The 26,599-nt window shown below is 56.2% G+C and carries 26 protein-coding genes and 2 tRNA genes; 26 read left to right on the top strand and 2 right to left on the bottom strand.

Annotated features, from left to right (window positions below):
- Nucleotides 1–133 precede the first annotated feature (133 nt).
- The 19 genes from tpiA to BM205_RS10320 all read left to right on the top strand — a co-directional run bounded on the left by tpiA (nucleotide 134) and on the right by BM205_RS10320 (nucleotide 17,827).
- Nucleotides 134–883 carry a triose-phosphate isomerase gene (gene tpiA / locus BM205_RS10410; RefSeq protein ID WP_092414427.1) on the top strand — a complete coding sequence of 250 codons (750 nt, stop codon included), beginning with the start codon at nucleotides 134–136 and terminating at the stop codon, nucleotides 881–883.
- Between the two features lie 76 nt (nucleotides 884–959).
- Nucleotides 960–1,388, top strand: a complete 429-nt coding sequence (secG, locus tag BM205_RS10405) for a preprotein translocase subunit SecG (RefSeq protein ID WP_092414426.1) — start codon at nucleotides 960–962, stop codon at nucleotides 1,386–1,388.
- 84 nt (nucleotides 1,389–1,472) lie between these two features.
- Nucleotides 1,473–1,557 (top strand) — tRNA-Leu (locus BM205_RS10400).
- Nucleotides 1,558–1,758: 201 nt separating this feature from the next.
- Entirely contained in the window at nucleotides 1,759–2,118 is a 360-nt protein-coding gene (locus BM205_RS10395) for an NADH-quinone oxidoreductase subunit A (RefSeq protein ID WP_092357601.1), read from the top strand.
- Between the two features lie 3 nt (nucleotides 2,119–2,121).
- Nucleotides 2,122–2,598 (top strand): NuoB/complex I 20 kDa subunit family protein, encoded by a 477-nt coding sequence (locus tag BM205_RS10390; RefSeq protein ID WP_014005578.1) that lies wholly within the window; start codon nucleotides 2,122–2,124, stop codon nucleotides 2,596–2,598.
- Nucleotides 2,599–2,607: 9 nt separating this feature from the next.
- Entirely contained in the window at nucleotides 2,608–3,204 is a 597-nt protein-coding gene (locus BM205_RS10385) for an NADH-quinone oxidoreductase subunit C (protein ID WP_092414425.1), read from the top strand.
- Nucleotides 3,204–4,457, top strand: a complete 1,254-nt coding sequence (locus BM205_RS10380) for an NADH-quinone oxidoreductase subunit D (protein WP_092414424.1) — start codon at nucleotides 3,204–3,206, stop codon at nucleotides 4,455–4,457. Before BM205_RS10385 ends, BM205_RS10380 begins: the two co-directional genes overlap by 1 nt.
- 137 nt (nucleotides 4,458–4,594) lie before the next feature.
- A complete protein-coding gene (nuoE, locus tag BM205_RS10375; RefSeq protein WP_092414423.1) occupies nucleotides 4,595–5,086 on the top strand; it encodes an NADH-quinone oxidoreductase subunit NuoE in 492 nt (163 codons plus the stop codon).
- Nucleotides 5,083–6,378, top strand: a complete 1,296-nt coding sequence (gene nuoF / locus BM205_RS10370) for an NADH-quinone oxidoreductase subunit NuoF (RefSeq protein WP_092414422.1) — start codon at nucleotides 5,083–5,085, stop codon at nucleotides 6,376–6,378. The genes nuoE and nuoF overlap by 4 nt, the downstream gene beginning before the upstream one ends.
- Before the next feature lie 126 nt (nucleotides 6,379–6,504).
- Nucleotides 6,505–8,847 (top strand): NADH-quinone oxidoreductase subunit NuoG, encoded by a 2,343-nt coding sequence (gene nuoG / locus BM205_RS10365; RefSeq protein ID WP_092414421.1) that lies wholly within the window; start codon nucleotides 6,505–6,507, stop codon nucleotides 8,845–8,847.
- The gene (nuoH, locus tag BM205_RS10360; RefSeq protein ID WP_092414500.1) at nucleotides 8,847–9,914 is read left to right on the top strand and encodes an NADH-quinone oxidoreductase subunit NuoH; all 1,068 of its coding nucleotides are present in this window, start codon (nucleotides 8,847–8,849) and stop codon (nucleotides 9,912–9,914) included. Before nuoG ends, nuoH begins: the two co-directional genes overlap by 1 nt.
- A gap of 17 nt (nucleotides 9,915–9,931) precedes the next feature.
- Nucleotides 9,932–10,420 carry an NADH-quinone oxidoreductase subunit NuoI gene (gene nuoI, locus BM205_RS10355; protein WP_092414420.1) on the top strand — a complete coding sequence of 163 codons (489 nt, stop codon included), beginning with the start codon at nucleotides 9,932–9,934 and terminating at the stop codon, nucleotides 10,418–10,420.
- Between the two features lie 91 nt (nucleotides 10,421–10,511).
- Nucleotides 10,512–11,168: an NADH-quinone oxidoreductase subunit J gene (locus BM205_RS10350; protein ID WP_092414419.1), complete on the top strand. Its 657-nt coding sequence runs from the start codon at nucleotides 10,512–10,514 to the stop codon at nucleotides 11,166–11,168.
- Nucleotides 11,169–11,180: 12 nt separating this feature from the next.
- On the top strand, nucleotides 11,181–11,489 hold the full coding sequence (nuoK, locus tag BM205_RS10345) for an NADH-quinone oxidoreductase subunit NuoK (protein WP_092414418.1): 309 nt from the start codon (nucleotides 11,181–11,183) through the stop codon (nucleotides 11,487–11,489).
- Nucleotides 11,490–11,574: 85 nt separating this feature from the next.
- Nucleotides 11,575–13,692, top strand: coding sequence for an NADH-quinone oxidoreductase subunit L (gene nuoL / locus BM205_RS10340; protein ID WP_092414417.1), 2,118 nt, complete (start codon nucleotides 11,575–11,577; stop codon nucleotides 13,690–13,692).
- A 58-nt stretch (nucleotides 13,693–13,750) separates the two neighbouring features.
- Nucleotides 13,751–15,241, top strand: a complete 1,491-nt coding sequence (locus BM205_RS10335; RefSeq protein ID WP_092414416.1) for an NADH-quinone oxidoreductase subunit M — start codon at nucleotides 13,751–13,753, stop codon at nucleotides 15,239–15,241.
- A 79-nt stretch (nucleotides 15,242–15,320) separates the two neighbouring features.
- Nucleotides 15,321–16,826, top strand: a complete 1,506-nt coding sequence (nuoN, locus tag BM205_RS10330; protein ID WP_092414415.1) for an NADH-quinone oxidoreductase subunit NuoN — start codon at nucleotides 15,321–15,323, stop codon at nucleotides 16,824–16,826.
- Between the two features lie 4 nt (nucleotides 16,827–16,830).
- Nucleotides 16,831–17,151 carry a DUF2818 family protein gene (locus BM205_RS10325; RefSeq protein ID WP_092414414.1) on the top strand — a complete coding sequence of 107 codons (321 nt, stop codon included), beginning with the start codon at nucleotides 16,831–16,833 and terminating at the stop codon, nucleotides 17,149–17,151.
- Nucleotides 17,152–17,269: 118 nt separating this feature from the next.
- Nucleotides 17,270–17,827 (top strand): NUDIX domain-containing protein, encoded by a 558-nt coding sequence (locus BM205_RS10320; RefSeq protein ID WP_092414413.1) that lies wholly within the window; start codon nucleotides 17,270–17,272, stop codon nucleotides 17,825–17,827.
- 78 nt (nucleotides 17,828–17,905) lie between these two features.
- Here the strand turns inward: BM205_RS10320 and BM205_RS10315 are convergent, their stop codons facing one another.
- Nucleotides 17,906–19,597, bottom strand: coding sequence for an electron transfer flavoprotein-ubiquinone oxidoreductase (locus tag BM205_RS10315; protein WP_092414412.1), 1,692 nt, complete (start codon nucleotides 19,595–19,597; stop codon nucleotides 17,906–17,908).
- Nucleotides 19,598–20,005: 408 nt separating this feature from the next.
- On the opposite strand from BM205_RS10315, the gene BM205_RS10305 reads away from it, so the two are divergent.
- Nucleotides 20,006–20,425 (top strand): acyl-CoA thioesterase, encoded by a 420-nt coding sequence (locus tag BM205_RS10305; RefSeq protein WP_092414410.1) that lies wholly within the window; start codon nucleotides 20,006–20,008, stop codon nucleotides 20,423–20,425.
- Between the two features lie 10 nt (nucleotides 20,426–20,435).
- Here the strand turns inward: BM205_RS10305 and BM205_RS10300 are convergent, their stop codons facing one another.
- Nucleotides 20,436–21,011, bottom strand: coding sequence for a LuxR C-terminal-related transcriptional regulator (locus tag BM205_RS10300; RefSeq protein WP_092414409.1), 576 nt, complete (start codon nucleotides 21,009–21,011; stop codon nucleotides 20,436–20,438).
- Nucleotides 21,012–21,184: 173 nt separating this feature from the next.
- Between BM205_RS10300 and BM205_RS10295 the strand changes: the two genes are divergently transcribed.
- From BM205_RS10295 to BM205_RS10270, 6 genes are all read left to right on the top strand, one after another.
- Complete coding sequence (locus BM205_RS10295) at nucleotides 21,185–21,883, top strand: CoA transferase subunit A (protein ID WP_092414408.1); 699 nt, start codon at nucleotides 21,185–21,187, stop codon at nucleotides 21,881–21,883.
- A gap of 47 nt (nucleotides 21,884–21,930) precedes the next feature.
- Nucleotides 21,931–22,584 carry a 3-oxoacid CoA-transferase subunit B gene (locus BM205_RS10290; RefSeq protein WP_092414407.1) on the top strand — a complete coding sequence of 218 codons (654 nt, stop codon included), beginning with the start codon at nucleotides 21,931–21,933 and terminating at the stop codon, nucleotides 22,582–22,584.
- Between the two features lie 244 nt (nucleotides 22,585–22,828).
- Nucleotides 22,829–23,695, top strand: coding sequence for an alpha/beta fold hydrolase (locus BM205_RS10285; protein WP_092414406.1), 867 nt, complete (start codon nucleotides 22,829–22,831; stop codon nucleotides 23,693–23,695).
- A 41-nt stretch (nucleotides 23,696–23,736) separates the two neighbouring features.
- On the top strand, nucleotides 23,737–24,087 hold the full coding sequence (locus BM205_RS10280) for a RidA family protein (protein ID WP_092414405.1): 351 nt from the start codon (nucleotides 23,737–23,739) through the stop codon (nucleotides 24,085–24,087).
- A gap of 10 nt (nucleotides 24,088–24,097) precedes the next feature.
- Nucleotides 24,098–26,362 carry a RelA/SpoT family protein gene (locus BM205_RS10275; protein WP_092414404.1) on the top strand — a complete coding sequence of 755 codons (2,265 nt, stop codon included), beginning with the start codon at nucleotides 24,098–24,100 and terminating at the stop codon, nucleotides 26,360–26,362.
- A gap of 94 nt (nucleotides 26,363–26,456) precedes the next feature.
- Nucleotides 26,457–26,531, top strand: a tRNA-Val gene (locus tag BM205_RS10270).
- Nucleotides 26,532–26,599 lie beyond the last annotated feature (68 nt).

Here is a 26,599-nt window from a genome sequence, read left to right as displayed (position 1 = left end):
CCGGTGCTAAAGCGAAGCAGTCAGCCTGTAGCCCGACTGTAAAATCGGCCGCCATATATTTCTTGCCGGTTTGACCGCTTTCCCCCCGACGCGTTAGAATGCCGGGTTATTGAAAACCTAGGCCTTGGTAAATATGCGTCGTAAACTTGTAGCGGGTAACTGGAAAATGAATGGCAGTCTGGTTGCCAATGCTGCACTGATGGCGGAAATCAAGGCTGGCCTGACAGCGCCGGCATGCGATATCGCCTTGTGCGTACCCGCACCATATTTCGCGCAATGCCAGGCTGAGCTTGCCGGATCGGCAATTGCCTGGGGTGCGCAAGACGTTTCTGCGCACGTCGCCGGTGCTTATACCGGTGAAGTGGCAGTCAGCATGTTGCAGGATTTTGCATGTCAGTACGCTATCGTCGGTCATTCCGAGCGGCGCGCTTATCACGCTGAAAGCGATGCGCTGGTGGCGCAGAAGGCGGTACGTGCTTTGCAGGCTGGCGTTACACCTATCGTATGCGTCGGCGAAACCCTGGCTGAGCGTGAAGCCGGCCAGACCGACGCGGTAGTGGGGCGGCAGTTGGCAGCTGTGCTGGATGTGCTGGATGCAGCTGACCTGGCGAAGATTGTGGTGGCGTACGAGCCTGTGTGGGCAATTGGCACCGGCAAGACGGCGACGCCGCAGATGGCGCAAGATGTGCATCTGGCCTTGCGCGCCAAGCTGGCCGGGAAGAATCCTGCGGCTGCAGTCGAGGTGAAGATTTTGTATGGCGGTAGCATGAAGCCCGATAACGCGGCCGAATTGCTGGCCATGCCGGATATAGATGGTGGTTTGATCGGTGGCGCAGCATTGAAGTCAGTTGATTTTCTGGCGATTGTCGCTGCAGCCGGATAGTCCGGATTTGGTAATTTAGTATAAATAAAGAATCATAAAGAATTACAAAGAATTAACTCTCATTGGAAATCATTAAATGAACACAGTATTTAACATCATTGTCATCGTTCAGGTGTTGTCGGCGTTGACGATTATCGGCCTTGTGCTTCTGCAGCATGGCAAGGGCGCCGATATGGGTGCGGCTTTCGGTTCGGGCGCCTCGGGTAGTTTGTTTGGCGCTACCGGTTCTTCGAACTTCCTGTCGAAGTCGACTGGCCTGGCGGCAGCGATTTTCTTTATCGCGACATTGACGTTGGTATATTTGGGTAATCATCGCTCGGCAGTTACCGGCGGCGTGATGGAGAATCTGCCGGCAGCTTCGGCGCCGGCACCTGCAGCAGCAATTCCTGCGACTTCGGCAGAGCCGGTTGCAGCTTCTGCAGCAGCTTCCGGATCGGCTAGTGCGGCTGCTTCCGTACCTGCGCCATCGACCGGTAGCGCGCAGTCGAATCAAATTCCTAAATAAGTAGTCTTAAGAGTGAAATTGCTGACTTTTAACTCGATTGTGCATTGAACAAAAGTACTAAATCAGGTTAAAATACGCGCTTATGCCGACGTGGTGAAATTGGTAGACACGCTATCTTGAGGGGGTAGTGGCGAAAGCTGTGCGAGTTCGAGTCTCGCCGTCGGCACCAAAGAATATGAGGCCAGCAACGGTTGCCCCTGCGCTGGCTTTTTGTCGAGGAACTTGTGGCGTGGTTTGCCGGATTGGGGGCGTCAGGTTCGAGCATTCGAACCGGCAAATCATTCTGCAAAAGGGGCTGCGAGGAAGCAGGTTGGATATGTCCAGCTTGCTTCCTTGTAGTCCCGACTGTTCAAACTACTGGCGCAAAATCGTGAACCTCGAAAATTATTTTCCCGTCCTGCTGTTTATTCTGATCGGTATCGCGGTTGGCATCGCCCCGCAAGTGCTCGGTCGTGTACTTGGGCCGCATCGGCCCGACTCCCAAAAAACTTCTCCATACGAATGCGGTTTTGAAGCATTCGAAGATGCGCGCATGAAATTCGATGTGCGTTATTACCTTGTCGCCATTTTGTTCATTTTGTTCGATCTGGAAACCGCATTTTTCTTCCCGTGGGGGGTTGCCATGCGCGACCTCGGTTGGCAGGGCTTTATCACGATGATGGTGTTTATCGCTGAATTCGTGGTGGGCTTCTGGTATATCTGGAAACGCGGCGCTCTGGATTGGGAGTAAGCCATGTCTATTGAAGGTGTATTGAACGAAGGCTTTGTCACCACTACGGCTGACAAACTGATCAACTGGACCCGCACCGGCTCTTTGTGGCCGATGACGTTTGGTCTGGCCTGCTGTGCTGTTGAAATGATGCATGCCGGCGCCTCGCGCTACGACATGGACCGTTTTGGTGTAATCTTCCGGCCGTCGCCACGCCAGTCTGACGTGATGATCGTGGCGGGCACGCTGTGCAACAAGATGGCGCCTGCCTTGCGCAAGGTGTACGACCAGATGCCGGAGCCGCGTTGGGTGATTTCCATGGGTTCCTGCGCCAATGGCGGCGGCTACTATCACTATTCGTATTCGGTGGTGCGCGGTTGCGACCGCATTGTGCCGGTCGATATTTACGTTCCTGGTTGCCCGCCGACTGCAGAAGCGCTGTTGTACGGCATTATCCAGCTGCAAAACAAGATTCGCCGCACCAATACGATTGCGCGTTAAGAGAGCACCATGACGACCAAACTGGAAACCCTGGAAGCCGCCGTGCGCAATGCGCTTGGCGACGACCTTCAAAGTCTGACCGTGGCCTTTGGCGAGATCACGATCGTGGTCAAGGCTTCGAATTACCTGTCAGCGATGCGCGTCCTGCGCGATCACGCCGATACCCGTTTTGAAGAGCTGATCGACCTCTGCGGCGTCGATTATTCGACCTATGGCGACGGTATTTGGGAAGGCGCCCGTTTTGCGGCGGTTTCGCATTTGCTGTCGATCGGACACAACTGGCGCCTGCGCGTCCGCGTGTTTGCACCGGACGACGAAATGCCGATGCTGGCCTCGCTGACCGATATCTGGGCCTCGGCCAACTGGTATGAGCGTGAAGCTTTCGACTTCTTCGGCATCCTGTTCGAAGGTCACAACGACTTGCGCCGCATCCTCACCGACTACGGTTTTATCGGCCATCCTTTCCGCAAGGATTTCCCGGTGTCGGGTTATGTCGAGATGCGCTACGACGCTGAACAAAAACGCGTAATTTATCAACCCGTAACGATTGATCCGCGCGAGATTACACCGCGGGTGATTCGTGAAGAACATTACGGGATCAAATAATGGCAGAAATTAAGAATTACACGCTGAACTTCGGTCCGCAACATCCGGCCGCGCATGGTGTTTTGCGCCTGGTGCTGGAGTTGGATGGTGAAGTCATCCAGCGTGCAGACCCGCATATCGGCTTGCTGCATCGCGGTACCGAGAAGCTGGCAGAACAAAAAACCTACCTGCAGTCAGTGCCTTACATGGATCGCCTCGACTACGTGTCGATGATGTGTAACGAGCACGGCTACGTGATGGCAATCGAACGTCTGCTCGGTCTTGAAGTGCCGCTCCGCGCACAGTACATCCGCGTCATGTTCGATGAAATCACGCGTCTGCTGAATCACCTGATGTGGATCGGCGCGCATGCGCTGGACGTCGGCGCGATGGCGGTGCTGCTGTATGCATTCCGCGAACGTGAAGATCTGATGGATTGCTACGAAGCCGTTTCCGGCGCCCGTATGCATGCTGCCTATTATCGTCCGGGCGGCGTTTACCGCGATCTGCCGGATACCATGCCGCAGCACAAGGCATCGCTGGTACGCAATGCAAAAGCCATCAATGCCCTGAACGAAAATCGCCAGGGTTCGTTGCTGGACTTCATCGAAGATTTCACCGTGCGCTTCCCGAAATACGTGGATGAGTACGAGACTTTGCTGACCGATAACCGTATCTGGAAGCAGCGTCTGGTCGGTATCGGCGTGGTGTCGCCAGAGCGCGCCAAGGCGATGGGCTTTACCGGCGCAATGCTGCGCGGTTCCGGCGTCGAATGGGATTTGCGCAAGAAGCAGCCGTACGAAGTGTATGACTTGCTCGACTTCGATATCCCGGTCGGCAAGAACGGCGATTGCTATGACCGTTACCTGGTGCGGGTTGAAGAAATGCGCCAGTCCAACCGGATTATCAAGCAATGCGTAGAATGGCTGCGCAACAACGGCGGTCCTGTGATGACAACCAACCACAAGGTTGCGCCATCGTCGCGGGTCGACATGAAATCCAACATGGAAGAGCTGATCCATCACTTCAAGCTCTTCACTGAAGGATTCCACGTGCCGCCGGGCGAAGCGTACGCTGCAGTGGAACATCCAAAGGGCGAATTCGGCGTGTATATCGTGTCGGATGGCGCTAACAAGCCGTACCGTTTGAAAATCCGCGCACCTGGCTTCCCGCATTTGCAAGGGTTGAACGAAATGGCCAAGGGCCACATGATTGCCGATGCCGTTACCATCATCGGTACGCAAGACATCGTTTTCGGTGAAATTGACCGTTAAGTCTGTGCTTTTGAGTCTGCCTGAATTTGCTTTAGCCTGCAGTTAGCAATCACGGTTGTTACGCATGTCAATGCATTTCAAATTGTATTTCAAATATTAACTACTCGCGCAAAACATCGCGCACGAATGGCCAACACATGTTGTTAAGTCAAGATACATACAAAAAGATCGATCGCGAAGTAGCGAAATTCCCCGCCGACCAGAAACAGTCGGCGGTGATGGCCGCTCTGGCGATTGCACAGGATGAAAAGGGCTGGCTGGCGCCGGAAACCATGCAGGATGTCGCGGATTACCTCGGCATGCCGGCTATCGCGGTGCAGGAAGTCGCGACCTTTTACAACATGTACAACACCAAGCCGGTCGGCAAGCACAAGATCAGCATCTGCACCAATCTGCCATGCCAGTTGTCCGGCGGCGATCGGGCGGCGGAGCATCTGAAGCACAAGCTCGGCATCGGTTTCCGTGAAACCACCGCGGACGGCCAGTTCACCCTGGTTGAAGGCGAGTGTATGGGCGCTTGCGGCGATGCGCCGGTACTGCTGGTCAATAACAAACGCATGTGTAGCTGGATGTCGAACGAAAAGATTGACGGCTTGTTGGCGGAACTCAGTGAGGTAACCCCTAAATGACCAGCTTGCATAATCGTCATATCAACCCGCTGATCCTGGCTAACCTGGACGGCGACAACTGGCACTACGCCGATTACGTCAAGCGCGGCGGTTATACCGCCCTCAAGCGCATTCTCTCCGAAGGCATTACGCCGGAACAAGTCATCGCTGAACTGAAAGCCGGTTCGCTGCGCGGTCGCGGCGGTGCAGGTTTCCCGACGGGCCTGAAGTGGAGTTTCATGCCGCGTCAGTTCCCGGGACAAAAATACCTGGTCTGCAATACCGACGAAGGCGAGCCTGGCACGTTCAAGGATCGCGACATCATTCGCTACAATCCGCACTCGCTGATTGAAGGCATGGCCATCGGCGCTTACGCCATGGGCATCTCGGTCGGCTACAACTACATCCACGGTGAAATCTGGTCCGGCTACGAGCGCTTTGAAGAAGCGCTGGAAGAGGCGCGCGCCGCCGGTGCGTTGGGCGACAAGATTTTCGGCAGCGAATTCAACTTCCAGTTGCACGCATTCCACGGTTACGGCGCATACATCTGCGGCGAAGAAACCGCATTGCTGGAATCGCTCGAAGGCAAGAAGGGCCAGCCGCGCTTCAAGCCGCCTTTCCCTGCAAGCTTCGGCTTGTACGGCAAGCCGACCACGATCAACAATACCGAGACCTTCGCAGCCGTACCGTTCCTGCTGAACATGGGCGGCGAAGCCTATGCAGCACTGGGCAAGCCGAACAACGGCGGCACCAAGATCTTCTCGATCTCGGGCGACGTCGAACGGCCGGGCAATTACGAGGTGCCGCTGGGCACACCGTTTGCCAAGCTAATGGAACTGGCTGGCGGCATGCGCGGTGGTAAAAAGATCAAGGCTGTGATCCCTGGCGGTTCGTCCGCACCGGTGATCCGGGGCGAGGTCATGATGGATACCGATCTCGATTACGACTCGATCGCCAAGGCCGGCTCGATGCTCGGTTCCGGCGCCGTGATCGTGATGGACGAAACGCGTTGCATGGTGAAATCGCTGCTGCGCCTGTCGTACTTCTATTTTGAGGAATCCTGCGGCCAGTGCACGCCGTGCCGCGAAGGTACGGGCTGGTTGTATCGCCTGGTGCATCGCATCGAAACCGGACACGGTCGTCCGGAAGACATGGATCTGCTGGATACGGTAGCGGGCAACATCATGGGGCGCACCATTTGTGCGCTCGGCGATGCGGCAGCGATGCCGGTGCGCGGTTTCCTGAAGAATTATCGCGAAGAATTTGAATATCACATCGAGCATAAGCATTGCTTGGTGCCGGCATACATTTGATTATATTGCGGGAAAGAGTTTAAGAGCCACCGCAGCGTGGCGAATTACTCTGTCCCCAACTGATCAGGTAATGGTGGAACCAGCAAACACACTAAGCAAGAATACTTAGGCAAGAAAAGCAAAGCCATGGTTGAAATCGAAATAGACGGCAAGAAAGTGGAAGTCCAAGAGGGCAGCATGGTAATGGATGCTGCCAACAAGATTGGTACCTACATCCCACATTTTTGCTATCACAAAAAACTCTCCATCGCGGCCAACTGCCGCATGTGCCTGGTCGAGGTGGAAAAAGCGCCGAAGGCCCTGCCTGCCTGCGCCACTCCGGTGACTGCCGGCATGATCGTGCGCACCAGCAGCGACAAGGCGACCACTGCTCAAAAGAGCGTGATGGAATTCCTGTTGATTAATCATCCGCTGGATTGCCCGATCTGCGATCAGGGTGGCGAATGCCAGTTGCAGGATCTGGCGGTCGGTTACGGTAAATCGTCTTCCCGCTACGAAGAAGAGAAGCGTGTCGTGGCGCCGAAAGATGCCGGTCCGCTGATCTCGATGCAGGAAATGAGCCGTTGCATCCAATGCACCCGCTGCGTCCGTTTCGGCCAGGAAATCGCCGGTGTGATGGAATTCGGCATGGTTGGTCGCGGCGAACACTCCGAGATCACTACCTTCGTCGGCAAGACCGTCAACTCCGAACTGTCCGGCAACATGATCGATCTGTGCCCGGTCGGCGCATTGACATCGAAGCCATTCCGTTACAGCGCCCGTACCTGGGAATTGTCGCGCCGCAAATCGGTCAGCCCGCATGATGGCCTGGGCGCCAACCTGGTGGTGCAAGTCAAATCCGGCAAGGTGATGCGCGTGCTGCCGCTGGAAAATAACGACGTCAACGAATGCTGGCTGTCGGACAAGGATCGCTTCGCCTATGAAGGCTTGAACAGCGCCGAGCGCCTGACCAAGCCGATGCTCAAGCAAGACGGCAAGTGGCAGGAAGTCGAATGGCAAACTGCGCTGGAATATGTGGCGCACGGTTTGCGCAACATTCGCCATGAGCATGGCGCTGACGCGATTGCCGCTGTCGGTACGCCGTATTCGACACTGGAAGAATTGTCGCTGCTGCAAAAAGTAGTACGTGGCCTGGGTTCGGAAAACATCGATTTCCGCCTGCGTCAATCCGATTTCGCCCTGGATGGCAAAGTCATGCCGTGGCTCGGCATGTCGATCAACGAATTCGCACAACTGGATCGCGCTTTCATCATCGGCTCGTTCCTGCGCAAGGATCATCCGCTGTTGTCGGCACGCATGCGCCTCGGCGTCAAGCGCGGCGCCAAGCTGAGCATCCTGCATGCAACTGACGACGATCTGCTGATGCCGGTCGCTAACAAGATGATCGCTGCACCGTCGGCCTGGTTGTCGGTATTGGGTCAGGTGGCGGTTGCTGTGGCGCAAGCCAAGAGCATCGCAGCGCCCGCCGGCTTCGAGAATGTCGAAGCGTCGGCTGAAGCCCGGCAAACTGCTGCCAGCCTGTTGTCCGGCGCTGCGAAAGCGGTATTGCTCGGCAACGCAGCGGCACAGCATCCACAAGCTTCGCAGCTGCACGCGGTGGCGCAATGGATTGCACAGCAGACTGACGCCAAGTTCGGCTACATGACCGAGGCTGGCAATACTGTCGGCGGTTATTGGGCGAATGCCTTGCCAGCCGCTGGCAAGGGCCGCAATGCACAACAAATTTTCGCGCAGCCGCACAAGGCTTATGTGTTGCTGAATGCAGAGCCGGAGTTGGATAGTTTCGACCCGCAAGTGGCTGTTGCAGCGCTGAAGCAGGCCGAGATGGTCGTGACTTTGTCGGCCTACAAGCACGGCGCTGAATACGCAGACGTGTTGCTGCCGATTGCACCATTTACCGAAACTTCCGGTACTTTCGTCAATTGCGAAGGCCGTGCCCAAAGTTTCAACGGTACCGTCCGTCCGATGGGCGATGCCCGTCCGGCCTGGAAGGTATTGCGCGTACTGGGCAACCTGCTGGGCTTGACAGGTTTCGACTACGACACTTCCGAAGCGATTCGCGATGAAGTGCTGGGTACCGGTGAAGTTGCTGAAGCCAACCTGTCGGCACGCCTGAACAACTTCAGTGACCTGGCGCCGCAAGCTGCGGGTCAGTCTGCTAACGGCGGGCTGGAGCGTATCGCTGATGTGCCTATCTATTTTGCCGACGCGGTAGTGCGTCGGGCGGCCTCGCTGCAGGAAACCGTTGACGGCCAGGCGCCGCAAGCATGGTTGTCGGCAGCGCTGGCGGCAAAGCTGGGTGTCGCCGCTGGCGATCGCGTCAATCTCAAACAAGGGCAGGGCGCAGCTGCGCTGACTGCGGCTATTGATCCTTCGCTGCCGGAAAATGTGGTGCGGGTAGCCGCTTCGCATGCCTCGACCGCAGCCTTGGGTGCGATGTTTGGTTCTATCGTAGTGGAGAAAGCATGATGGATCACTTCATCGCCGCCATCAATGCCACTGGCGCCGACTGGTTCGGTTTCATCTGGCCGCTGATCTGGAATCTGATCAAGATCATCGTCGTTGTCGTGCCGCTGTTGTTGTGCGTGGCCTACATGACTTACTGGGAACGTAAGCTGATCGGCTGGATGCATATCCGCCTCGGCCCTAACCGGGTTGGTCCTGCCGGTTTGCTGCAACCGATCGCCGACGCCCTCAAGTTGCTGTTGAAGGAAGTCACCTTGCCGGCACGCGCCAACAAGGTACTGTTCTTCATCGCACCGATCATGACCATCATGCCGGCTTTGGCTGCATGGGCAGTGGTGCCGTTCGGTCCGGAAACTGTGTTGGCTAACGTCAACGCCGGCCTGCTGTTCGTGATGGCCATCACTTCGATGGAAGTCTACGGCGTGATCATCGCCGGCTGGGCTTCCAACTCCAAATATGCGTTCCTTGGCGCGATGCGTGCTTCGGCGCAGATGGTGTCCTACGAAATTTCGATGGGCTTTGCCCTGGTCATCGTGCTGATGGTGTCGGGCAGCCTGAACCTGACCGATATCGTGATGGCGCAAAGCAAGGGCTACTTCTACGATCATGGTGTCGGCGTGCTGTCGTGGAACTGGTTGTCGTTGCTGCCGGTGTTCCTGATTTACTTTATCTCGGGAATTGCCGAAACCAACCGTCACCCGTTCGACGTGGTGGAAGGCGAATCGGAAATCGTCGCCGGCCACATGATCGAATACTCGGGCATGTCGTTCGCGATGTTCTTCCTGGCCGAATACGCCAACATGATCCTGATCTCGGTTCTGGCAACATTGCTGTTCCTGGGAGGCTGGGCATCGCCGCTGGCAATGCTGGACTGGATTCCAGGCTGGATCTGGCTCGGCATGAAGACCTTCTTCCTGCTGTCGGTGTTCATCTGGGTACGCGCTTCGTTCCCGCGCTATCGCTATGACCAGATCATGCGCTTGGGCTGGAAAGTATTTATCCCGTTGATTCTCGCCTACCTGGTGATCGTCGCAGCCTGGATTCAAAGTCCGTGGAATATCTGGAAGTAATGGAAGGTTTAGTGTAAATGGAAGCCATCAAGGATTTTTTCGGCAGTTTAATGCTGCTGGAGTTGCTCAAAGGACTGCGGCTGACAGGCCGCTACCTGTTCGCACGCAAGATTACGGTGCTGTTCCCGGAAGAGAAGACGCCGCAATCGCCACGTTTTCGTGGGTTGCATGCGTTGCGTCGCTACCCGAACGGTGAAGAGCGTTGCATCGCCTGCAAATTGTGTGAAGCGGTTTGCCCGGCAATGGCGATCACGATCGAGTCCGAGCAGCGTGAAGACGGTTCGCGCCGCACCACGCGCTACGATATCGATCTGACCAAGTGTATTTTCTGCGGTTTCTGCGAAGAGTCTTGCCCGGTCGATTCGATCGTCGAGACCCACATCCTGGAATATCACGGTGAAAAACGTGGCGACCTGTACTACACCAAGGAAATGCTGCTGGCGGTGGGTGATCGTTACGAACCTGAAATTGCTGCGGCACGCGCAGCGGATGCTGCATACCGCTAATTGTTTGATTAGTTGGGGACGGTGCAGGGTAGACACAAGGTTAGCCTTGGCGTGTCTCAAATGCCATCCCACAATTTGTTTATAGGCCATTATGGAATTTAAGACCTTCTTGTTCTACGCGTTTTCGGTGGTGCTGCTAATCGCCGCCTTACGCGTAATTACCGCACGCAACCCGGTGCATGCAGCGCTGTTCCTGGTGTTGTCGTTTTTCTCCGCGGCCGGTATCTGGATGCTGTTGAAAGCGGAGTTCCTGTCCATCGTGCTGGTGCTGGTGTATGTCGGCGCGGTGATGGTGCTGTTCTTGTTCGTGGTGATGATGCTGGATATCAACCTGGACAAGATGCGAGAAGGATTCTGGGGGTACTTCCCGGTGGCGGCGACAGTCGGCACGGTCATCGTGCTGGAAATGGCTGCTGTCATATTTCACGGTTTCCAAGGTTCCGATGCCGACGTTCCTGCGGCCTCCGCCAATATCGGCAGCACCAAGGCGCTGGGTATGCTGATCTACACCGAATACGTGTACGCCTTTGAAATTGCCGCCGTCGTGCTGCTGGTGGCGATTGTCGCCGCCGTCGCCCTGACGTTGCGCCGCCGCAAAGACACCAAGTATTTCTCACCTTCTGCTGCAGTCAAGGTCAAGAGCACCGACCGGGTTCGCATCGTGAAGATGAAATCGGAAGCCAAGGTCGACCCGGTTGCGCCAGCCACTCCAGCCAATCCGCCGGCACCAGCGGCACCACAAAAATAACAAGGACGCAATATGGCACTTTCGCTCGCTCACTATCTGATCCTTGGCGCGATCCTGTTTTCGATCGGTATCGTCGGTATTTTCCTGAACCGCAAAAACCTCATCGTATTGCTGATGGCAATCGAATTGATGTTGTTGGCGGTGAACATGAACTTCATCGCCTTTTCGTATTACCTGGGTGATGCGGCCGGACAGATTTTCGTTTTCTTTATCCTTACCGTAGCAGCTGCCGAATCGGCGATTGGCCTGGCGATCCTGGTGGCGTTGTTCCGTAACCTGGACACCATCAACGTGGAAGATCTGGACAGCCTTAAGGGCTAAGCGGTTTGTCCTGGCAAGCTCGGGCTTGCCGGGATAGGCAGATAAAGAATACACAGACACATAACGAATAAAGATAAGGTTCATCATGGCGGGGCAACTTAACCCACAATTACTTCTTGCCGTACCGTTGGCGCCTCTGGCTGGCGCTGCGATCGCGGGCTTATTCGGTACCAAATTCTTCGGCAACCTGGTCGGTCGCAAGACCTCGCACACGGTGACGATCCTGGGCGTGCTGATCGCCCTGATCATTTCCGTGCAGACCTTGCTGCAGGTGATCGACGGCGCCACGTTCAACGGTACCTTGTACACCTGGATGACGGTAGGCGGCGTCAAGCTGGAGATCGGCTTCCTGGTCGACAGCCTGACCGCGATGATGATGTGCGTGGTGACCTTTGTCTCGCTGATGGTGCATATCTATACCATCGGCTACATGAAAGACGACGAGGGTTATAACCGTTTCTTCGCTTATATCTCTCTGTTCACGTTCTCGATGCTGATGCTGGTCATGAGCAACAACTTCCTGCAGCTGTTTTTCGGCTGGGAAGCGGTGGGCCTGGTGTCATATCTGCTGATCGGTTTCTGGTACACCCGTCCGACAGCGATTTTCGCCAACATGAAAGCGTTCCTGGTCAACCGGGTCGGCGACTTCGGTTTCATCCTCGGTATCGGTTTGCTGCTGGCGTATTCCGGCTCGATGAACTACACCGAAGTATTCGCGCAAAGTGGCGCGCTGGCGCAACTGACCCTGCCGGGCAGCGACTGGATGTTGCTTACCGTAGCCTGTATCTGCCTGTTCATCGGCGCCATGGGTAAGTCGGCCCAGTTCCCGTTGCACGTCTGGCTGCCGGATTCGATGGAAGGCCCGACCCCGATTTCCGCACTGATCCACGCCGCGACCATGGTGACCGCCGGCATCTTCATGGTGACACGCATGTCGCCGCTGTTCGAGTTGTCCGACACTGCGTTGTCGTTCATCCTGATCATCGGCTCGATTACTGCCTTGTTCATGGGTTTCCTCGGCGTTATCCAGACAGACATCAAACGCGTAGTGGCTTACTCGACCTTGTCGCAGCTCGGCTACATGACCGTGGCGCTGGGCGCCTCGGCATACTCGGTGGCAGTGTTCCATCTGATGACGCATGCGTTCTTCAAGGCCTTGCTGTTCCTTGGCGCCGGTTCGGTCATCATCGGCCTGCATCACGATCAAGACATGCGCAACATGGGCGGCCTGCGTAAATACATGCCGATCACCTGGATCACTTCGCTGGTCGGTTCGCTGGCATTGATCGGCACACCGTTCTTCTCCGGTTTCTATTCGAAGGACAGCATCATCGAAGCGGCCCACGCATCGACGCTGTTCGGTTCCGGCTTTGCTTACTTTGCAGTGCTGGCAAGCGTGTTTGTCACGGCTTTCTATTCGTTCCGCATGTATTTCATGGTGTTCCATGGCGAAGAGCGCTTCGGCAAGGCACATGACGACCATCATGGACACGATCAACATGCAGCATATGCCGCCAACGATGCGCATGCTTCACACGGTGCGCACGATGCACACGGCGTCCATGACGATCATCACGATGAAGAAGAGCACGAGCATCACGGCCTGGCGCCTGGCCAGAAGCCGCAAGAGTCGCCTTGGGTGGTGACTTTGCCGCTGATCCTGCTGGCGATTCCATCCGCCATCATCGGCTTCTTCGCAATCGAGCCAATGCTGTTCGGCACCTTCTTCAAGAATGTGATTTTCGTCAATGAGGCGCACCATGCAATGGAAGAGCTGCGCAATGACTTCCATGGCCCGGCCGGCATGGTCGCGCATGCATTCAGCTCGGCACCGTTGTGGCTGGCGATTGCCGGCGTAGCGTCGGCGTATTACTGCTACATGGTCAATCCGCGTCTGCCGGCAGCGATCAAGCAGAAGTTCCTGCCGATCTTCACGTTGCTCGACAATAAGTACTATATGGACAAGTTCAACGATGTGGTGTTCGCCGGTGGCGCCCGCATGTTGGGTCGCGGCCTGTGGAACGCCGGCGACCGTGGCCTGATCGACGGCCTGGTCGTCAATGGCAGCGCCAAGGCAGTCAACTGGTTCTCGAAAATTACCCGTCTCTGGCAGTCCGGATACATATATCACTATGCGTTCGTGATGATTATCGGCGTGCTGGGTTTCCTGGTTTGGTTCATGCCGTTCCCGTTTGCCAAATAAGCAGCTAAAGCAAATTCAGCAAACTCGGCAAACTCAGCAAGGTAGATAAATAATAAATATGATGCAGTCAACTTTCCCTCTTCTCAGCCTCGCGATCTGGTGTCCGGTCGCGTTCGGTATCCTCGTCCTGGCAGTGGGCCGCGACGATAATCCAACCCTGGTGCGTTGGCTTTCGCTGCTAGGCGCATTGGTCAGCTTCGTGGTGACCTTGCCGCTCGTGAGCCAGTTCGATAACGGTTTCCACGGCATGCAATTTGTTGAAAAGGCCGCCTGGATCGACCGCTTCAACATCAATTATTACCTGGGTATCGACGGCATTTCGCTGTGGTTCATCCCGCTGACGGCTTTCATTACCGTGATGGTGGTGATCTCCGCCTGGCAAGTGATCGAGAAGAAAGTCGCGCAATACATGGGCGCTTTCCTGATCCTGTCGGGCGTGATGATCGGTGTTTTTTGCGCACTGGACGGCATGCTGTTCTACGTATTCTTCGAAGCGACGCTGATCCCGATGTTTATCATCGTCGGTGTCTGGGGCGGCACCAACCGTGTCTACGCAGCGATCAAGTTCTTCCTGTACACGCTGATGGGTTCGCTGTTGATGCTGGTTGCATTGCTGTACCTGTACTTCCAGTCGGGCGGCAGTTTCGAAATCCTGACCTGGCATCAGTTGCCGCTGCCGATGACCGCGCAGATCCTGATTTTCCTGGCGTTCCTGATGGCGTTTGCCGTCAAGGTGCCGATGTGGCCGGTGCATACCTGGTTGCCGGACGCCCACGTCGAAGCGCCAACTGGTGGTTCGGTAGTACTGGCGGCAATCATGCTGAAGCTGGGCGGTTACGGTTTCCTGCGTTTCTCGCTGCCGATCACACCTGACGCCAGCCACTACCTGGCCGGTTTCATCATTACCCTGTCGCTGATCGCCGTGATCTATATCGGCCTGGTGGCGATGGTGCAGAACGACATGAAAAAGCTGATCGCCTATTCGTCGATTGCCCACATGGGTTTCGTCACCCTCGGCTTTTTCATTTTCAACGACATCGGCTTGCAGGGCGGTATCGTGCAAATGATCTCGCACGGTTTTGTATCCGGTGCAATGTTCCTGTGTATCGGCGTGCTGTATGACCGCATGCATACGCGTGAGATCGCCGCGTACGGCGGTGTGGTCAACGTCATGCCGCGTTTCGCTGCGTTGTTCGTGTTGTTCTCGCTGGCTAATTCCGGTCTGCCAGGCACCTCCGGTTTCGTTGGCGAGTTCATGGTTATCCTGGGCGCGGTGAAGTTCAATTTCTGGATCGGCCTGCTGGCTGCAACCGCATTGATCCTGGGTGCTGCGTACTCGTTGTGGCTGGTCAAGCGCGTGGTGTTCGGCGCGGTGACCAATTCGCACGTGAAAGAAATGCTGGACCTGAACAAACGTGAGTTCTTCATGCTGGGTGTGTTGGCGATTGCCGTCATCGCGATGGGCGTGTATCCGGCGCCGTTCACCGATGCGATGCAAGTATCGGTAGCCGATCTGCTGAAGCATGTCGCGATCACCAAGTTGAATTGACGAGTTGCGGGACTGATAGATTATTCGGTCCCCAACTGACTAGATAGAAGTGCAGTGCACAAAAATAAGCGGCAAATAAATGAATAACATGAATCTGATCCCTGTTTATCCGGAAATCTTTCTGCTGATTGCGACCTCGGTCGTGTTGCTGATCGATATGTTCGTTTCGGATGCCAAGCGCCATCTCACCTATTACCTGACGCTGGCCGTGCTGGCCGTGTGTTTCGTACTGACGCTGGGTGCTTTCCAAAGCGGGGAGACGGTCTACACCTTCCATAACATGTTTGTCTCGGATCCTCTGAGTAGCCTGTTGAAGCTGTTTTCTTATGTCGCAGTCGGCATCACGCTGGTGTATTCTCGTCGTTATGTGGGCGAACGCGGCATGGTCAGCGGCCACCTCGGCGGCGAGTTCTACCCTCTGGCGCTGTTTGCCTTGCTGGGCCAGATGGTAATGATCTCCGGCAGTAACTTCCTCAGCATCTACCTGGGCCTGGAATTGATGTCGTTGTCGCTGTACGCGCTGGTAGCACTGCGCCGCGATAGCGCTATCGCGACAGAAGCGGCGATGAAATATTTCGTGCTGGGCGCGATGGCTTCCGGTTTCCTGCTGTACGGGATGTCGATGCTGTACGGCGCTACCGGTTCGCTCGACCTGGTCGAAGTCACCCGCGCTGCATCTTCCGGCGGCATCAACCCGACCGTGCTGGTATTCGGCGTGGTGTTCATTGTGTCCGGCCTGGCGTTCAAGCTTGGCGTAGTACCGTTCCATATGTGGGTGCCTGACGTTTATCAAGGTTCACCGACTGCAGTCACCCTGTTGCTGGGCGGCGCTCCTAAGCTGGCGGCTTTTGCGATTTGCTTCCGCCTGCTGATCGAAGCCCTGTTGCCGCTGGCTTTCGACTGGCAGCAAATGCTGACCGTGCTGGCTGTGCTGTCGATGGCGATCGGTAACATCACCGCGATTGCACAGACCAACATCAAGCGCATGCTGGCGTATTCGACCATTTCCCACATGGGTTTCATGCTGCTCGGCCTGCTGGCCGGCGTGGTCGACGGCAACCTGTTCTCGGCAGCCAATGCCTATAGTTCGGCGCTGTTCTATTCGATCACTTACGTGATGACTACGCTCGGTACCTTCGGTGTCATCATGCTGCTGTCACGCTCCGGTTTCGAAGCGGACAGCATGGACGACTTCAAAGGCCTGAATCAACGCAGTCCGTGGTTCGCCGCGGTGATGCTGGTTCTGATGCTGTCGCTGGCAGGGATCCCGCCGCTGATGGGCTTCTACGCCAAGCTGTCCGTGCTGCAGGCTGTGCTCGGCACAGGCCAGGTGTGGCTGGCGGTGGTCGCCGTGGTGTTCTCCCTGATCGGCGCCTATTACTATCTGCGCGTGATCAAGCTGATGTATTTTGACGAACCGCAAGATAGCTCGCCGATTGTTGCGCACCTCGATGTGCGGGTATTGCTCAGCTTGAACGGTATGGCGGTACTGGTGTTAGGCCTGTGGCCCGGCATGTTGATGGATGCGACCACCACGGCTATAGTGAAGACGCTGACTTCGTTCCTCGGCAAAGTGGTGTCCTGATTCCGTGAACGTTTCCCTCTCCAGCTGGTTTGTGATTTTGTTGGCGCTGCTGGCTGCCAACCTGCCGTTTTTTAATGAACGGCTGTTTGCACTGATCCCGCTCAAATTCCGCACCGAGAGCCAGGCTGTGTTCAAGCCGGTCTGGGTACGGCTGCTGGAGTTGTTGGCCTTGTATGCACTGGTTGGCGCAGTGGCTTACGTCCTGGAAGCGAATATCGGTAACACGTTCACGCAACGCTGGGAATTTTATGCGGTTACCGGCTGCATGTTCCTGGTACTGGCCTATCCAGGCTATGTATTGCGGTATCTGAAAAAACATCGCTGAAAAAACACCGCTGCAACTAGCAGCGCCAGCGTGGAACGGTGCTTCGGCACCGTTTTCGCTTCCAGGCATTACAATCTCCCTCTCTAGTCTGCCCATCTCTTTCCTCCGGAGTACCCGCATGGATCGTCACCTGAAAGAAACCCGGATCACCAGCGCTGAAGCCTATGACGGCCACTTCCTCAAAGTGCAGCGCGATACGGTGCAACTGCCCGACGGCAAACTGACCACACGCGAATACATCAAGCATCCCGGTGCAGTGGTTATCCTGCCTTTGTTTGAAGATGGCACGGTCTTGCTTGAGCGGCAGTACCGCTATCCGCTGGAGCGCGTGTTCATTGAATATCCGGCCGGGAAAATCGACCCGGGTGAAGATCACCTGAGTTGCGCTAAGCGTGAGCTGCTGGAGGAAACCGGTTATACCGCCACGGAATGGCAACATGTCTGTACGATTCACAATGCGATTGCCTATGCCGACGAGCATCTGGAATTGTTCCTGGCGCGCGGCCTGGTTGCGGGCGAACGCAAGCTCGATGACGGTGAATTCCTGGATGTGTTCAAGGCGCCGCTTGAGGATATGCTGAGCTGGGTGAGGGAAGGCAAGGTTACCGACGTCAAGACGGTAATCGGCACCTTCTGGCTTGAAAAGATCGTAGCAGGGAATTGGAAGCTGGCCTAAGAATCGTTGGATGGCATTCAGTTCTTTTGGCAAAAGGACAGGCATAAAAAAGGCTGCGCAGGCAGCCTTTTTTGCAAATTACATATTCGGATAATTCGGCCCGCCGCCACCTTCCGGCGTCACCCACACAATATTCTGCGTCGGATCCTTGATATCGCAAGTCTTGCAGTGCACGCAATTCTGCGCATTGATTTGCAGACGTTCGGTATTGTCTTCGTTAGTCACGAATTCATACACGCCGGCAGGGCAGTAACGCGCTTCCGGGCCGGCATAATCGCGCAGATTGACATTCACCGGTACGTTCGGATCTTTCAAGGTCAGATGAATCGGCTGGTCTTCAGCGTGGTTGGTGTTGGAAATGAACACCGACGACAGGCGGTCGAAAGTCAGCTTGCCATCCGGTTTCGGATATTTGATCGGCGCATAGTTGGCCGCCGGTTTCAGGCATTCATGGTCGGCATGGGTGTGACGCAAGGTCCATGGCGCTTTGCCGCCGAACACAACCTGGTCGATACCGACCATCAAAGTGCCGAGATATAAGCCTTTGCTCATCCACGGTTTGAAGTTGCGCGCTTTGTGCAGTTCCTGATGCAGCCAGGATTTTTCGAATGCTTCGCTATAAGCGGTCAATTCATCAAACTGGCGATTGTTACCCAAGGCTTCAAACGCGGCGTTGGCGGCCAGCATGCCGGTCTTGATGGCGGCGTGGCTACCTTTGATGCGGCTGGCGTTGAGGAAGCCGGCATCGCAGCCGATGAGGGCGCCGCCAGGGAAGGTCAGCTTAGGCAGCGATTGCAGGCCGCCGGCGGTAATCGCGCGGGCGCCGTAGGAAATACGCTTGCCACCTTCGAAAAACTTGCTGATTTCCGGATGCGTTTTGTAGCGCTGGAATTCTTCGTAAGGCGACAGGTAGGGATTTTCGTAAGCCAGGCCGACCACGTAGCCGACCGCGACCTGGTTGTTTTCCAGGTGATACAGGAAGGAGCCACCGTAGGTTTGCGTATCCAGCGGCCAGCCTGCGGTGTGCACCACCAGGCCCGGCTTATGCAATTTGGGATCGATTTCCCACAGTTCCTTGATGCCGATAGCGTAGGTTTGCGGATCTTTATCTTTGTTCAAGTCGAATTTTGCCATCAACTGCTTGCCCAGATGACCACGTGCACCTTCGGCAAACAGGGTGTATTTGGCGTGCAGTTCCATCCCCAGCTGGAAAGCATCGGTCGGCTGGCCATGACGGTCCACACCCATATTACCGGTGGCGACACCCTTGACCGAGCCGTCGTCGTTATACAACACTTCGGCTGCCGGGAAGCCCGGGAAAATCTCCACGCCGAGCAGTTCCGCCTGCTGGCCGAGCCAGCGCACCACATTCGCCAGCGAGATGACATAATTGCCATGATTCTGGAAGCAGGCCGGCAGCAGCCAGTTAGGCGTCTTGTAGGCTTTTTTCTCAGTCAGGAACAGGAAGCGGTCTTCGCTGACTTCGGTCGTCAGCGGCGCGCCCAGTTCTTTCCAGTCTGGCAGCAGCTCAGTCAGTGCCTGCGGGTCCATCACTGCGCCGGAGAGGATATGGGCGCCGATTTCGCTGCCTTTTTCCAAGACGCATACAGATACTTCGCGGCCTTGTTCGGCGGCTTGCTGTTTCAAGCGGATCGCCGCTGCCAGGCCGGCTGGGCCGCCGCCGACCACCACTACGTCATATTCCATGGCTTCGCGTGGGCCGTATTGCTCGACGAGGCTCTGTTGGTTCTGCCCTTGGGTTGGAGTCATTGTCTCTTTACCTATAATTAATTTTCGAACGGATGTGCTAATTGTGGGGGATTTTGCGGCAGAATGCTAGGGCCTGTTAATACCTGATTTGGGAATGCGAACGCGCGGCAGGCGTTGCGTGCCTAGGCGCAGCGACGCGACGTAGCGGTACTACGGCAAGGAGCAGCAACAACGGCATGCGACGCCTGCAGCCGTTCCCGGAGGGTTCAAGCCAAAACGTGCGCTGGCCGCGTTGCATGGCTTGCTGGGGCACCAGCCCCAGCTGCGCCACGCGCCTTGCCAGCACACGTTTTGGCTTGAACGCATCTCCCAAATCAGGTATTAACAGGCCCTAGTTTCGTCGGCAGTATAGTGGGGTTCCTCGCATGTTGCAGCCCCCCAAATGGAGTAGTCAGGAAAGTAAACGCTATGGAAAACAAAAAACACGTTCACACCACACGCATTGCCATGCGCTGGGGCGATATGGATGCGCTCGGCCACGTCAATAACACCGTTTATTTCCGCTATATGGAGCAGGCGCGTATCGAATGGCTGCAGCAGCTAGGCAGCGACTTTGACTCGCGTCACGGGCCGGTGCTGGTCAATGCGCAGTGCAGTTTCTTGCGACAATTGAAATATCCCTGCGACGTGGAGGTCAAATCCTATATTGGCGCGATCGGCCGCTCGAGTTTCGAGGCCAGCTATGAAATCCGCCGTGCCGACTTGCCGGAAGTGGTGTTTGCCGAAGGAACGGCAAAGATAGTCTGGGTTGATTTCGACCTGGAGAAATCCATGCCTCTGCCTGATGACCTGCGTCAGCTGCTGACTAATCCCGTGCTCGCGGCTTAAGAATCAGGCTCTAAACGCCTTCGTTTTGGGAGATCCCCAGCAGGCGGTGCACCAGTTCGCTGGAAGTCGATGCCGTGAACTTCTTCATGAGATTGGCCCTGTGCATTTCCACCGTGCGCGGGCTCAGTCCGATCTGCTTGCCGATCAGCTTGCTGGTCTTGCCTTCCACCAGCAACGCCGCAATCTCCCGCTCGCGTGGCGAGAGGGTGGCCGAAGCCCGGCGCTTTTCACTCAAATCTTCAAAAGTCCAGATGCCTGCAGCGTGCGTGTCTTCCCGCACCAGCGCGTGGCCCGTGACATGGCACCAGAACAACTCGCCGTTGGCGCGCCGCATGATTCTTTCGTCGGAATAGATTCCCTTGGCATTCATGATCGGCACGATACGGGCGCCGGTGCGTTCAAATTCGTCCTGCGTCGGATACAGAACCTGAAACGACTGGCCGTTCAGCTCGCCAGGCTGGTAACCGAACATTTTCGCCAATGCCAGGTTGCACACCTGCATGATGCGGCGTTCGGAGACGCACATGCCTATCGGCGCGTGGGCAAAAATGGAAGCATAATCGACAGCAATATTAGGCAAGGGCACTTGATGAATCAGTCAGATGTTGGTTACACAGTTGCACCATACCGGCGGCAATTCGCCAGTATGCTCGAAATTCGTATTTTTACGGTATTGTTGGAAGCATCACTTCGTCATATCCTAACAGACTGAACCTAAAGCAATAATAGTGCGAGTTTACACAAACAGGAGACATCGGTATGAACAAAGTTTATCCTGACGCGGCAAGCGCGTTGGCCGGCATAGTCAAGGATGGCCAGACCATCGCTGTAGGCGGTTTCGGCCTGTGCGGCATTCCAGAGGCACTGATCCTGGCGCTGCGCAATTCCGGCGTGCAAAACCTGACAGCCATCTCGAACAATGCGGGTGTCGACGGCTTCGGCCTCGGGCAACTGCTGGTTACCCGCCAGATCAAGAAAATGATCGCCTCTTATGTCGGCGAGAACAAAGAATTCGAGCGGCAATACCTGGCAGGCGAGCTGGAGCTTGAATTTACGCCGCAAGGTACGCTGGCGGAAAAGCTGCGTGCCGGCGGTGCTGGCATCCCGGCATTTTTCACTAAAACCGGCGTCGGTACCCTGGTCGCCGAGGGCAAGGAAATCCGCGAGTTCGATGGCGCTAAATATGTGATGGAGCGTTCGCTGGTGGCTGACATCTCGTTGGTCAAAGCCTACAAGGCAGATCGCAGCGGCAACCTGGTGTTCAACAAGACTGCCCGCAACTTCAATCCGAACGTGGCGATGGCAGGGAAAATCACCGTGGTGGAGGTCGAGCATCTGGTGGAGGTCGGCGAGATCGATCCGGATCAGGTGCATACGCCCGGCATATTCGTCCATCGCATCGTGGTTAATGCGACGCCGGAAAAGCGGATCGAACAGCGCACGGTTCGTCCAGCATAACGAACGGCATAAGCTAGCGAACAACACAAGAAAATACGGAGAACACCATGGCATGGACACGTGATGAAATGGCCGCGCGGGCGGCAAAGGAATTGCAGGACGGGTTTTACGTCAACCTGGGGATCGGCTTGCCGACGCTGGTGGCGAACCATGTGCCGCAAGAGATTGAAGTCTGGCTGCAGTCGGAAAACGGCTTGCTGGGCATCGGCCCGTTCCCGACCGACGATGCGGTCGATCCCGACCTGATCAATGCAGGCAAGCAGACTGTAACTTCGTTGCCCGGATCGTCGTATTTCAGTTCGGCGGATTCGTTCGCCATGATACGCGGCGGCAAAATCAACATCGCCATACTCGGCGCGATGCAGGTCTCCAGGAATGGCGATCTGGCGAACTGGATGATCCCCGGCAAGATGGTCAAAGGCATGGGCGGCGCGATGGATCTGGTGGCTGGTGTCGGCAGGGTGGTGGTGTTGATGGAACACGTTGCCAAGGCCAAGGATGGCTCCACCTCGCACAAGATTCTCGATGCCTGCAACTTGCCGCTGACCGGCGTTGGCGTCGTTAATCGCATCATCACCGATCTCGGCGTGCTGGATGTGACGCCGCAAGGCTTGAAGGTGGTCGAACTGGCGCCGGGCGTCAGCCAGCAAGATATCGTTGCGCAAACCGGTGCACCGTTGGATCTGAGCGCACTGCACTGAAATTTGCGGTGATCAAGCGGCGTTTGGCACCGAGTGTCAAACGCCGTTTTTTTTTGCCCGCGGAAGCCGGTTGAAAGGCGATCGTATTTAATCGACAACTGCCATTTCGGGCAGTTCTGCGTGAGGTAACGTGCAAGGGTACCCGCATATGCGATAAGATGTTGTTTATACGCAAAGCAAAACATAAAGTTTTCCTCAGCTTTGCTTGCCGCATCCATCAAGTCTTTACCGAAACGGGATCGCAATGACCATAGCCGCGCACAAGACTGTCCAATGTATTTCGCCCGCCGGTTTGCACAAGATGGCTTACCAGGAGTGGGGCGATCCGCACAATCCCAATGTGTTGTTATGCCTGCATGGCGTGACTCGCGTCTCGGACGATTTCGATCAGCTGGCGCGCGCCATGTGCGACACCTATCGCGTAATCTGCCCGGATGTGGTCGGCCGCGGCCGCTCCGACTGGCTGCGCGATCCGCAATACTATGTGTTGCCGCAATACCTGAACGACGTGGTGACTTTGCTGGCGCGGCTGAATGCCGAAACCGTCGATCTGGTCGGCACTTCGATGGGCGGCCTGATCGGTATCGGACTGGCTTCGTTACCGGAAAATCCGCTGCGCAAGATGGTATTGAACGATGTCGGCCCCAGCCTGAATCCAGAGGCGATGGGGCGTATCGGCCTGTATATCGGCGCCGACATGCGCTTCGCCACATTTGACGAGGCTGCGGCCTATATTCGCGCCATCTCGGCATCGTTCGGCCCGCACACCGACATCGAGTGGCATAAGCTGGCTAGCGATGTCTTACGCCAGAATGAGGAAGGGCAATGGATCCGTCATTACGATTTGAAACTGGCCCAGCCATTCATCTCGACCAGTCCGGAAACCTTCAAGCTGTCGGAAACGCTGTTGTGGAAAGCGTACCAGTCGATTACTTGCCCGACCTTGCTGGTGCGTGGCGCCGAATCCGATTTGCTGTCGGCGGAGACCGCTCGTCTGATGACGGAAAGCGGGCCGAAGGCGAAGCTGGTTGAGTTGGCTGGCGTTGGCCACGCACCGACCTTCCTGCATACCGACCAGATAAAAGTTGTCACCGATTTTCTGATCGGCTGATTTGTTATTGCTTAAGTTTTTTTAAATTCAGGAGACGAATTATGGCTATCCAACGCCTGCATGTCGGCAAGAGACTTTCAGAAGTCGCCATCCACAACGGCACCGTTTACCTGGCTGGCCAACTGGCAGAAGATACAACCCAGAACATCGAAGGCCAGACGCGTGAATCGCTGGCCCATATCGATCGTTTGCTGGTGGAAGCCGGCAGCGACAAGCATCACATCCTGTCGTGCCAGATCTACCTGGCCGACGTCAAGGATTTCGATGGCATGAATGCGGTGTGGGATACATGGGTGTCGGCCGGCAATGCGCCACCACGAGCGACGGTGGAAGCCAAGCTGGCCCGTCCGGAAATCCTGATAGAAATTATCGTGGTCGCAGCACAAAAATAAAGATGTAAGCATGGTTTCGCTCACTGCAACACAACGCGCTTCGCAAATCCAGCAGTGCACCGCCGGCTTGAGTGCCGTGGATAGCGCGCGCGTGCTCGACGCCCTGGCTTTTGTCGAACCGCTGTATGCCGATAACTTCATCGCTACCGGCCAGAGTACACTCGATTTCTCGCAAGGTGTAGCCAGCATACTGGCCGTGCTCGATACCGACGTCGAAACCCGGATCGCAGCCTTGCTGTTCGAATTGCCTTTGCTGGATGCCAGTTATGCCGACACGATCGAACAGCGATTCGGCAAGGAAATCTCGGACCTGGTAGGCGGTGTCCGGCAGCTGATGCGGTTGCATGGATTTACCTTCGGCTTGCCGCAAGAAGTCATGCGCGGAAAAAATGCCGCGCAACAGGCCGCCAGCCAGGTGGAAACCTTGCGCAAGATGTTGCTGGCAATGGCGACCGACATGCGCGTGGTGCTGGTGCGGCTGGCTTCGCGGGTAACTACGCTGCGCTATTTTTCCGAGCACAAGATGGAAAACGCGCGCACCAGCCAGTACGCACGCGAGACGCTGGATTTGTACGCGCCGCTGGCCAACCGGCTCGGGATCTGGCAGCTCAAGTGGGAGCTGGAAGACCTGTCGTTCCGCTTCATCGATCCGGTGACTTACAAGCGCATCGCCAAGATGCTGGAAGAGCGGCGCATCGAACGCGAAGGTTTTGTCGATGCCGCGATCACGCGTTTGCGCAGCGAACTGGCAGCGGCCGACATCAAGGCCGAAGTGTCAGGCCGGCCCAAGCACATCTACAGCATCTGGAACAAGATGCAAGGCAAGGAACTCGATTTTTCGGAGCTGTATGACGTCCGCGCATTCCGTGTGATTGTCGATGACGTCAAGACTTGCTATACCGTGCTCGGCATCGTCCACAACATCTGGATTCCGATCCCGAAAGAATTCGACGACTACATTTCACGCCCCAAGCAAAACGGCTACCAATCCCTGCACACGGTGGTAACGGCCGACGATGATCGGGCGCTCGAAGTGCAGATCCGCACCAATGAAATGCACCATTTCGCCGAATACGGGGTGGCCGCCCACTGGCGCTACAAGGAAGCCGGCGGCTCCAATTTCTCGGCGCAGAAATACGACGAAAAAATCGCCTGGCTGCGTCAATTGCTGGCCTGGAAAAGCGAAGTGGTGGATGCGGTTGTCGAACATGAAGACAGCCGCCGCGAATGGCTGGAAAAGCTCAAGCAAGCCACGCTCAACGACCACATCTACGTGTTGACGCCGCAAGCCCGCGTGATCGAACTGCCTAGCGGCGCTACGCCCATCGATTTTGCCTACTACCTGCATACCGATGTCGGACATCGCTGCCGCGGCGCGCGTGTCGATGGCGTCATGGTGCCGTTGAATACGCCGTTGAAGAACGGCCAGACGGTAGAGATCATTACCGCCAAAAACGCTCCCGGCGGCGCCGGTCCCTCACGCGACTGGCTGACTCCGGGCTACGCCGCCAGCGCTCGCACCCGTTCCAAGGTACGGGCCTGGTTCAACGCAATCGAGCAGCAAGAGACTCTGGCCACCGGCCGCAGCATGCTGGACAAGACCTTGCAGCGCGAAGGTAAGACCGCAGTCAACCTGGAAGAACTGGCGCGCAAGCTTGAGTTTGCCAAGCTGGAAGATCTGCTGCTGGCGTTGGGCAAGGATGAATTCAGCCTGCGCCATGTAGAACAAGCCTTGCACGATGACGGCACCAGGCCGGTCGAGCACAGCAGCGAACTGGAAGAAGCGGCGATTACCCGCAAGAGCCGCGCCTCAAGCGTGGCGCATGGCGGCAAGTCTGGGGTGCTGGTGGTAGGCACCGATGGTTTGATGACGCAACTGGCCAAGTGTTGCAAGCCGGCGCCGCCGGATCCGGTGGTCGGTTTCATCACGCGCGGCAAAGGCGTGTCGATCCATCGCGAAAATTGCAAGAACTTCGCCGAAATGCGCGTCAAGGCGCCAGAGCGCGTGATCCAGACCACTTGGGGTGCGCCCGAAGCGGAAACCGTCTATCCGGTGGATATCTTCGTGCTTGCCAGCGATCGCCAAGGCCTGCTGCGGGATATCTCGGAAGTGTTTTTACGTGAAAAAATCAACGTCATCGGCGTCAGCACCCAAAGTGCCAAGGCCCATGCGCGGATGGCGTTCACTGCGGAAATCGCTTCCACTGCCCAGCTGCAAAAAGCCCTGACCGTGATTCGCGACGTAAAAGGGGTGCTGGAAGCCAAGCGCCAATAAGGCTGGCGGAGCAGGGGCTGGAGGGGAGTGGGTCAAATCGTCTCAGCACCTGCTTTATTTACCGGAAATTTTATGCCATAATAGCGACCTCTCCGGGAGGTTAGCTCAGGGGTAGAGCGATCGCCTCACACGCGATAGGTCACAAGTTCGAAACTTGTACTTCCCACCATTTCAAAGTCTTTATCCATGCGGCTTCTCTTTGGCGCATGTCAATATTCTCCCTTGCATTCCAATTAA

This window comes from Collimonas sp. OK307 (genome assembly GCF_900113705.1).
GTDB lineage: Bacteria > Pseudomonadota > Gammaproteobacteria > Burkholderiales > Burkholderiaceae_D > Collimonas.
This window is presented reverse-complemented; position numbering and strand designations above follow the sequence as displayed.

Coding starts and splice junctions, on each gene's coding strand:
- tpiA (WP_092414427.1), top strand. CDS start 134: ATGCGTCGTAAACTTGTAGCGGGTAACTGGAAAATGAATGGCAGTCTG.
- secG (WP_092414426.1), top strand. CDS start 960: ATGAACACAGTATTTAACATCATTGTCATCGTTCAGGTGTTGTCGGCG.
- BM205_RS10390 (WP_014005578.1), top strand. CDS start 2,122: ATGTCTATTGAAGGTGTATTGAACGAAGGCTTTGTCACCACTACGGCT.
- BM205_RS10385 (WP_092414425.1), top strand. CDS start 2,608: ATGACGACCAAACTGGAAACCCTGGAAGCCGCCGTGCGCAATGCGCTT.
- BM205_RS10380 (WP_092414424.1), top strand. CDS start 3,204: ATGGCAGAAATTAAGAATTACACGCTGAACTTCGGTCCGCAACATCCG.
- nuoE (WP_092414423.1), top strand. CDS start 4,595: ATGTTGTTAAGTCAAGATACATACAAAAAGATCGATCGCGAAGTAGCG.
- nuoF (WP_092414422.1), top strand. CDS start 5,083: ATGACCAGCTTGCATAATCGTCATATCAACCCGCTGATCCTGGCTAAC.
- nuoG (WP_092414421.1), top strand. CDS start 6,505: ATGGTTGAAATCGAAATAGACGGCAAGAAAGTGGAAGTCCAAGAGGGC.
- nuoH (WP_092414500.1), top strand. CDS start 8,847: ATGGATCACTTCATCGCCGCCATCAATGCCACTGGCGCCGACTGGTTC.
- nuoI (WP_092414420.1), top strand. CDS start 9,932: ATGGAAGCCATCAAGGATTTTTTCGGCAGTTTAATGCTGCTGGAGTTG.
- BM205_RS10350 (WP_092414419.1), top strand. CDS start 10,512: ATGGAATTTAAGACCTTCTTGTTCTACGCGTTTTCGGTGGTGCTGCTA.
- nuoK (WP_092414418.1), top strand. CDS start 11,181: ATGGCACTTTCGCTCGCTCACTATCTGATCCTTGGCGCGATCCTGTTT.
- nuoL (WP_092414417.1), top strand. CDS start 11,575: ATGGCGGGGCAACTTAACCCACAATTACTTCTTGCCGTACCGTTGGCG.
- BM205_RS10335 (WP_092414416.1), top strand. CDS start 13,751: ATGATGCAGTCAACTTTCCCTCTTCTCAGCCTCGCGATCTGGTGTCCG.
- nuoN (WP_092414415.1), top strand. CDS start 15,321: ATGAATAACATGAATCTGATCCCTGTTTATCCGGAAATCTTTCTGCTG.
- BM205_RS10320 (WP_092414413.1), top strand. CDS start 17,270: ATGGATCGTCACCTGAAAGAAACCCGGATCACCAGCGCTGAAGCCTAT.
- BM205_RS10315 (WP_092414412.1), bottom strand. CDS start 19,597: ATGACTCCAACCCAAGGGCAGAACCAACAGAGCCTCGTCGAGCAATAC.
- BM205_RS10305 (WP_092414410.1), top strand. CDS start 20,006: ATGGAAAACAAAAAACACGTTCACACCACACGCATTGCCATGCGCTGG.
- BM205_RS10295 (WP_092414408.1), top strand. CDS start 21,185: ATGAACAAAGTTTATCCTGACGCGGCAAGCGCGTTGGCCGGCATAGTC.
- BM205_RS10290 (WP_092414407.1), top strand. CDS start 21,931: ATGGCATGGACACGTGATGAAATGGCCGCGCGGGCGGCAAAGGAATTG.
- BM205_RS10285 (WP_092414406.1), top strand. CDS start 22,829: ATGACCATAGCCGCGCACAAGACTGTCCAATGTATTTCGCCCGCCGGT.
- BM205_RS10280 (WP_092414405.1), top strand. CDS start 23,737: ATGGCTATCCAACGCCTGCATGTCGGCAAGAGACTTTCAGAAGTCGCC.
- BM205_RS10275 (WP_092414404.1), top strand. CDS start 24,098: ATGGTTTCGCTCACTGCAACACAACGCGCTTCGCAAATCCAGCAGTGC.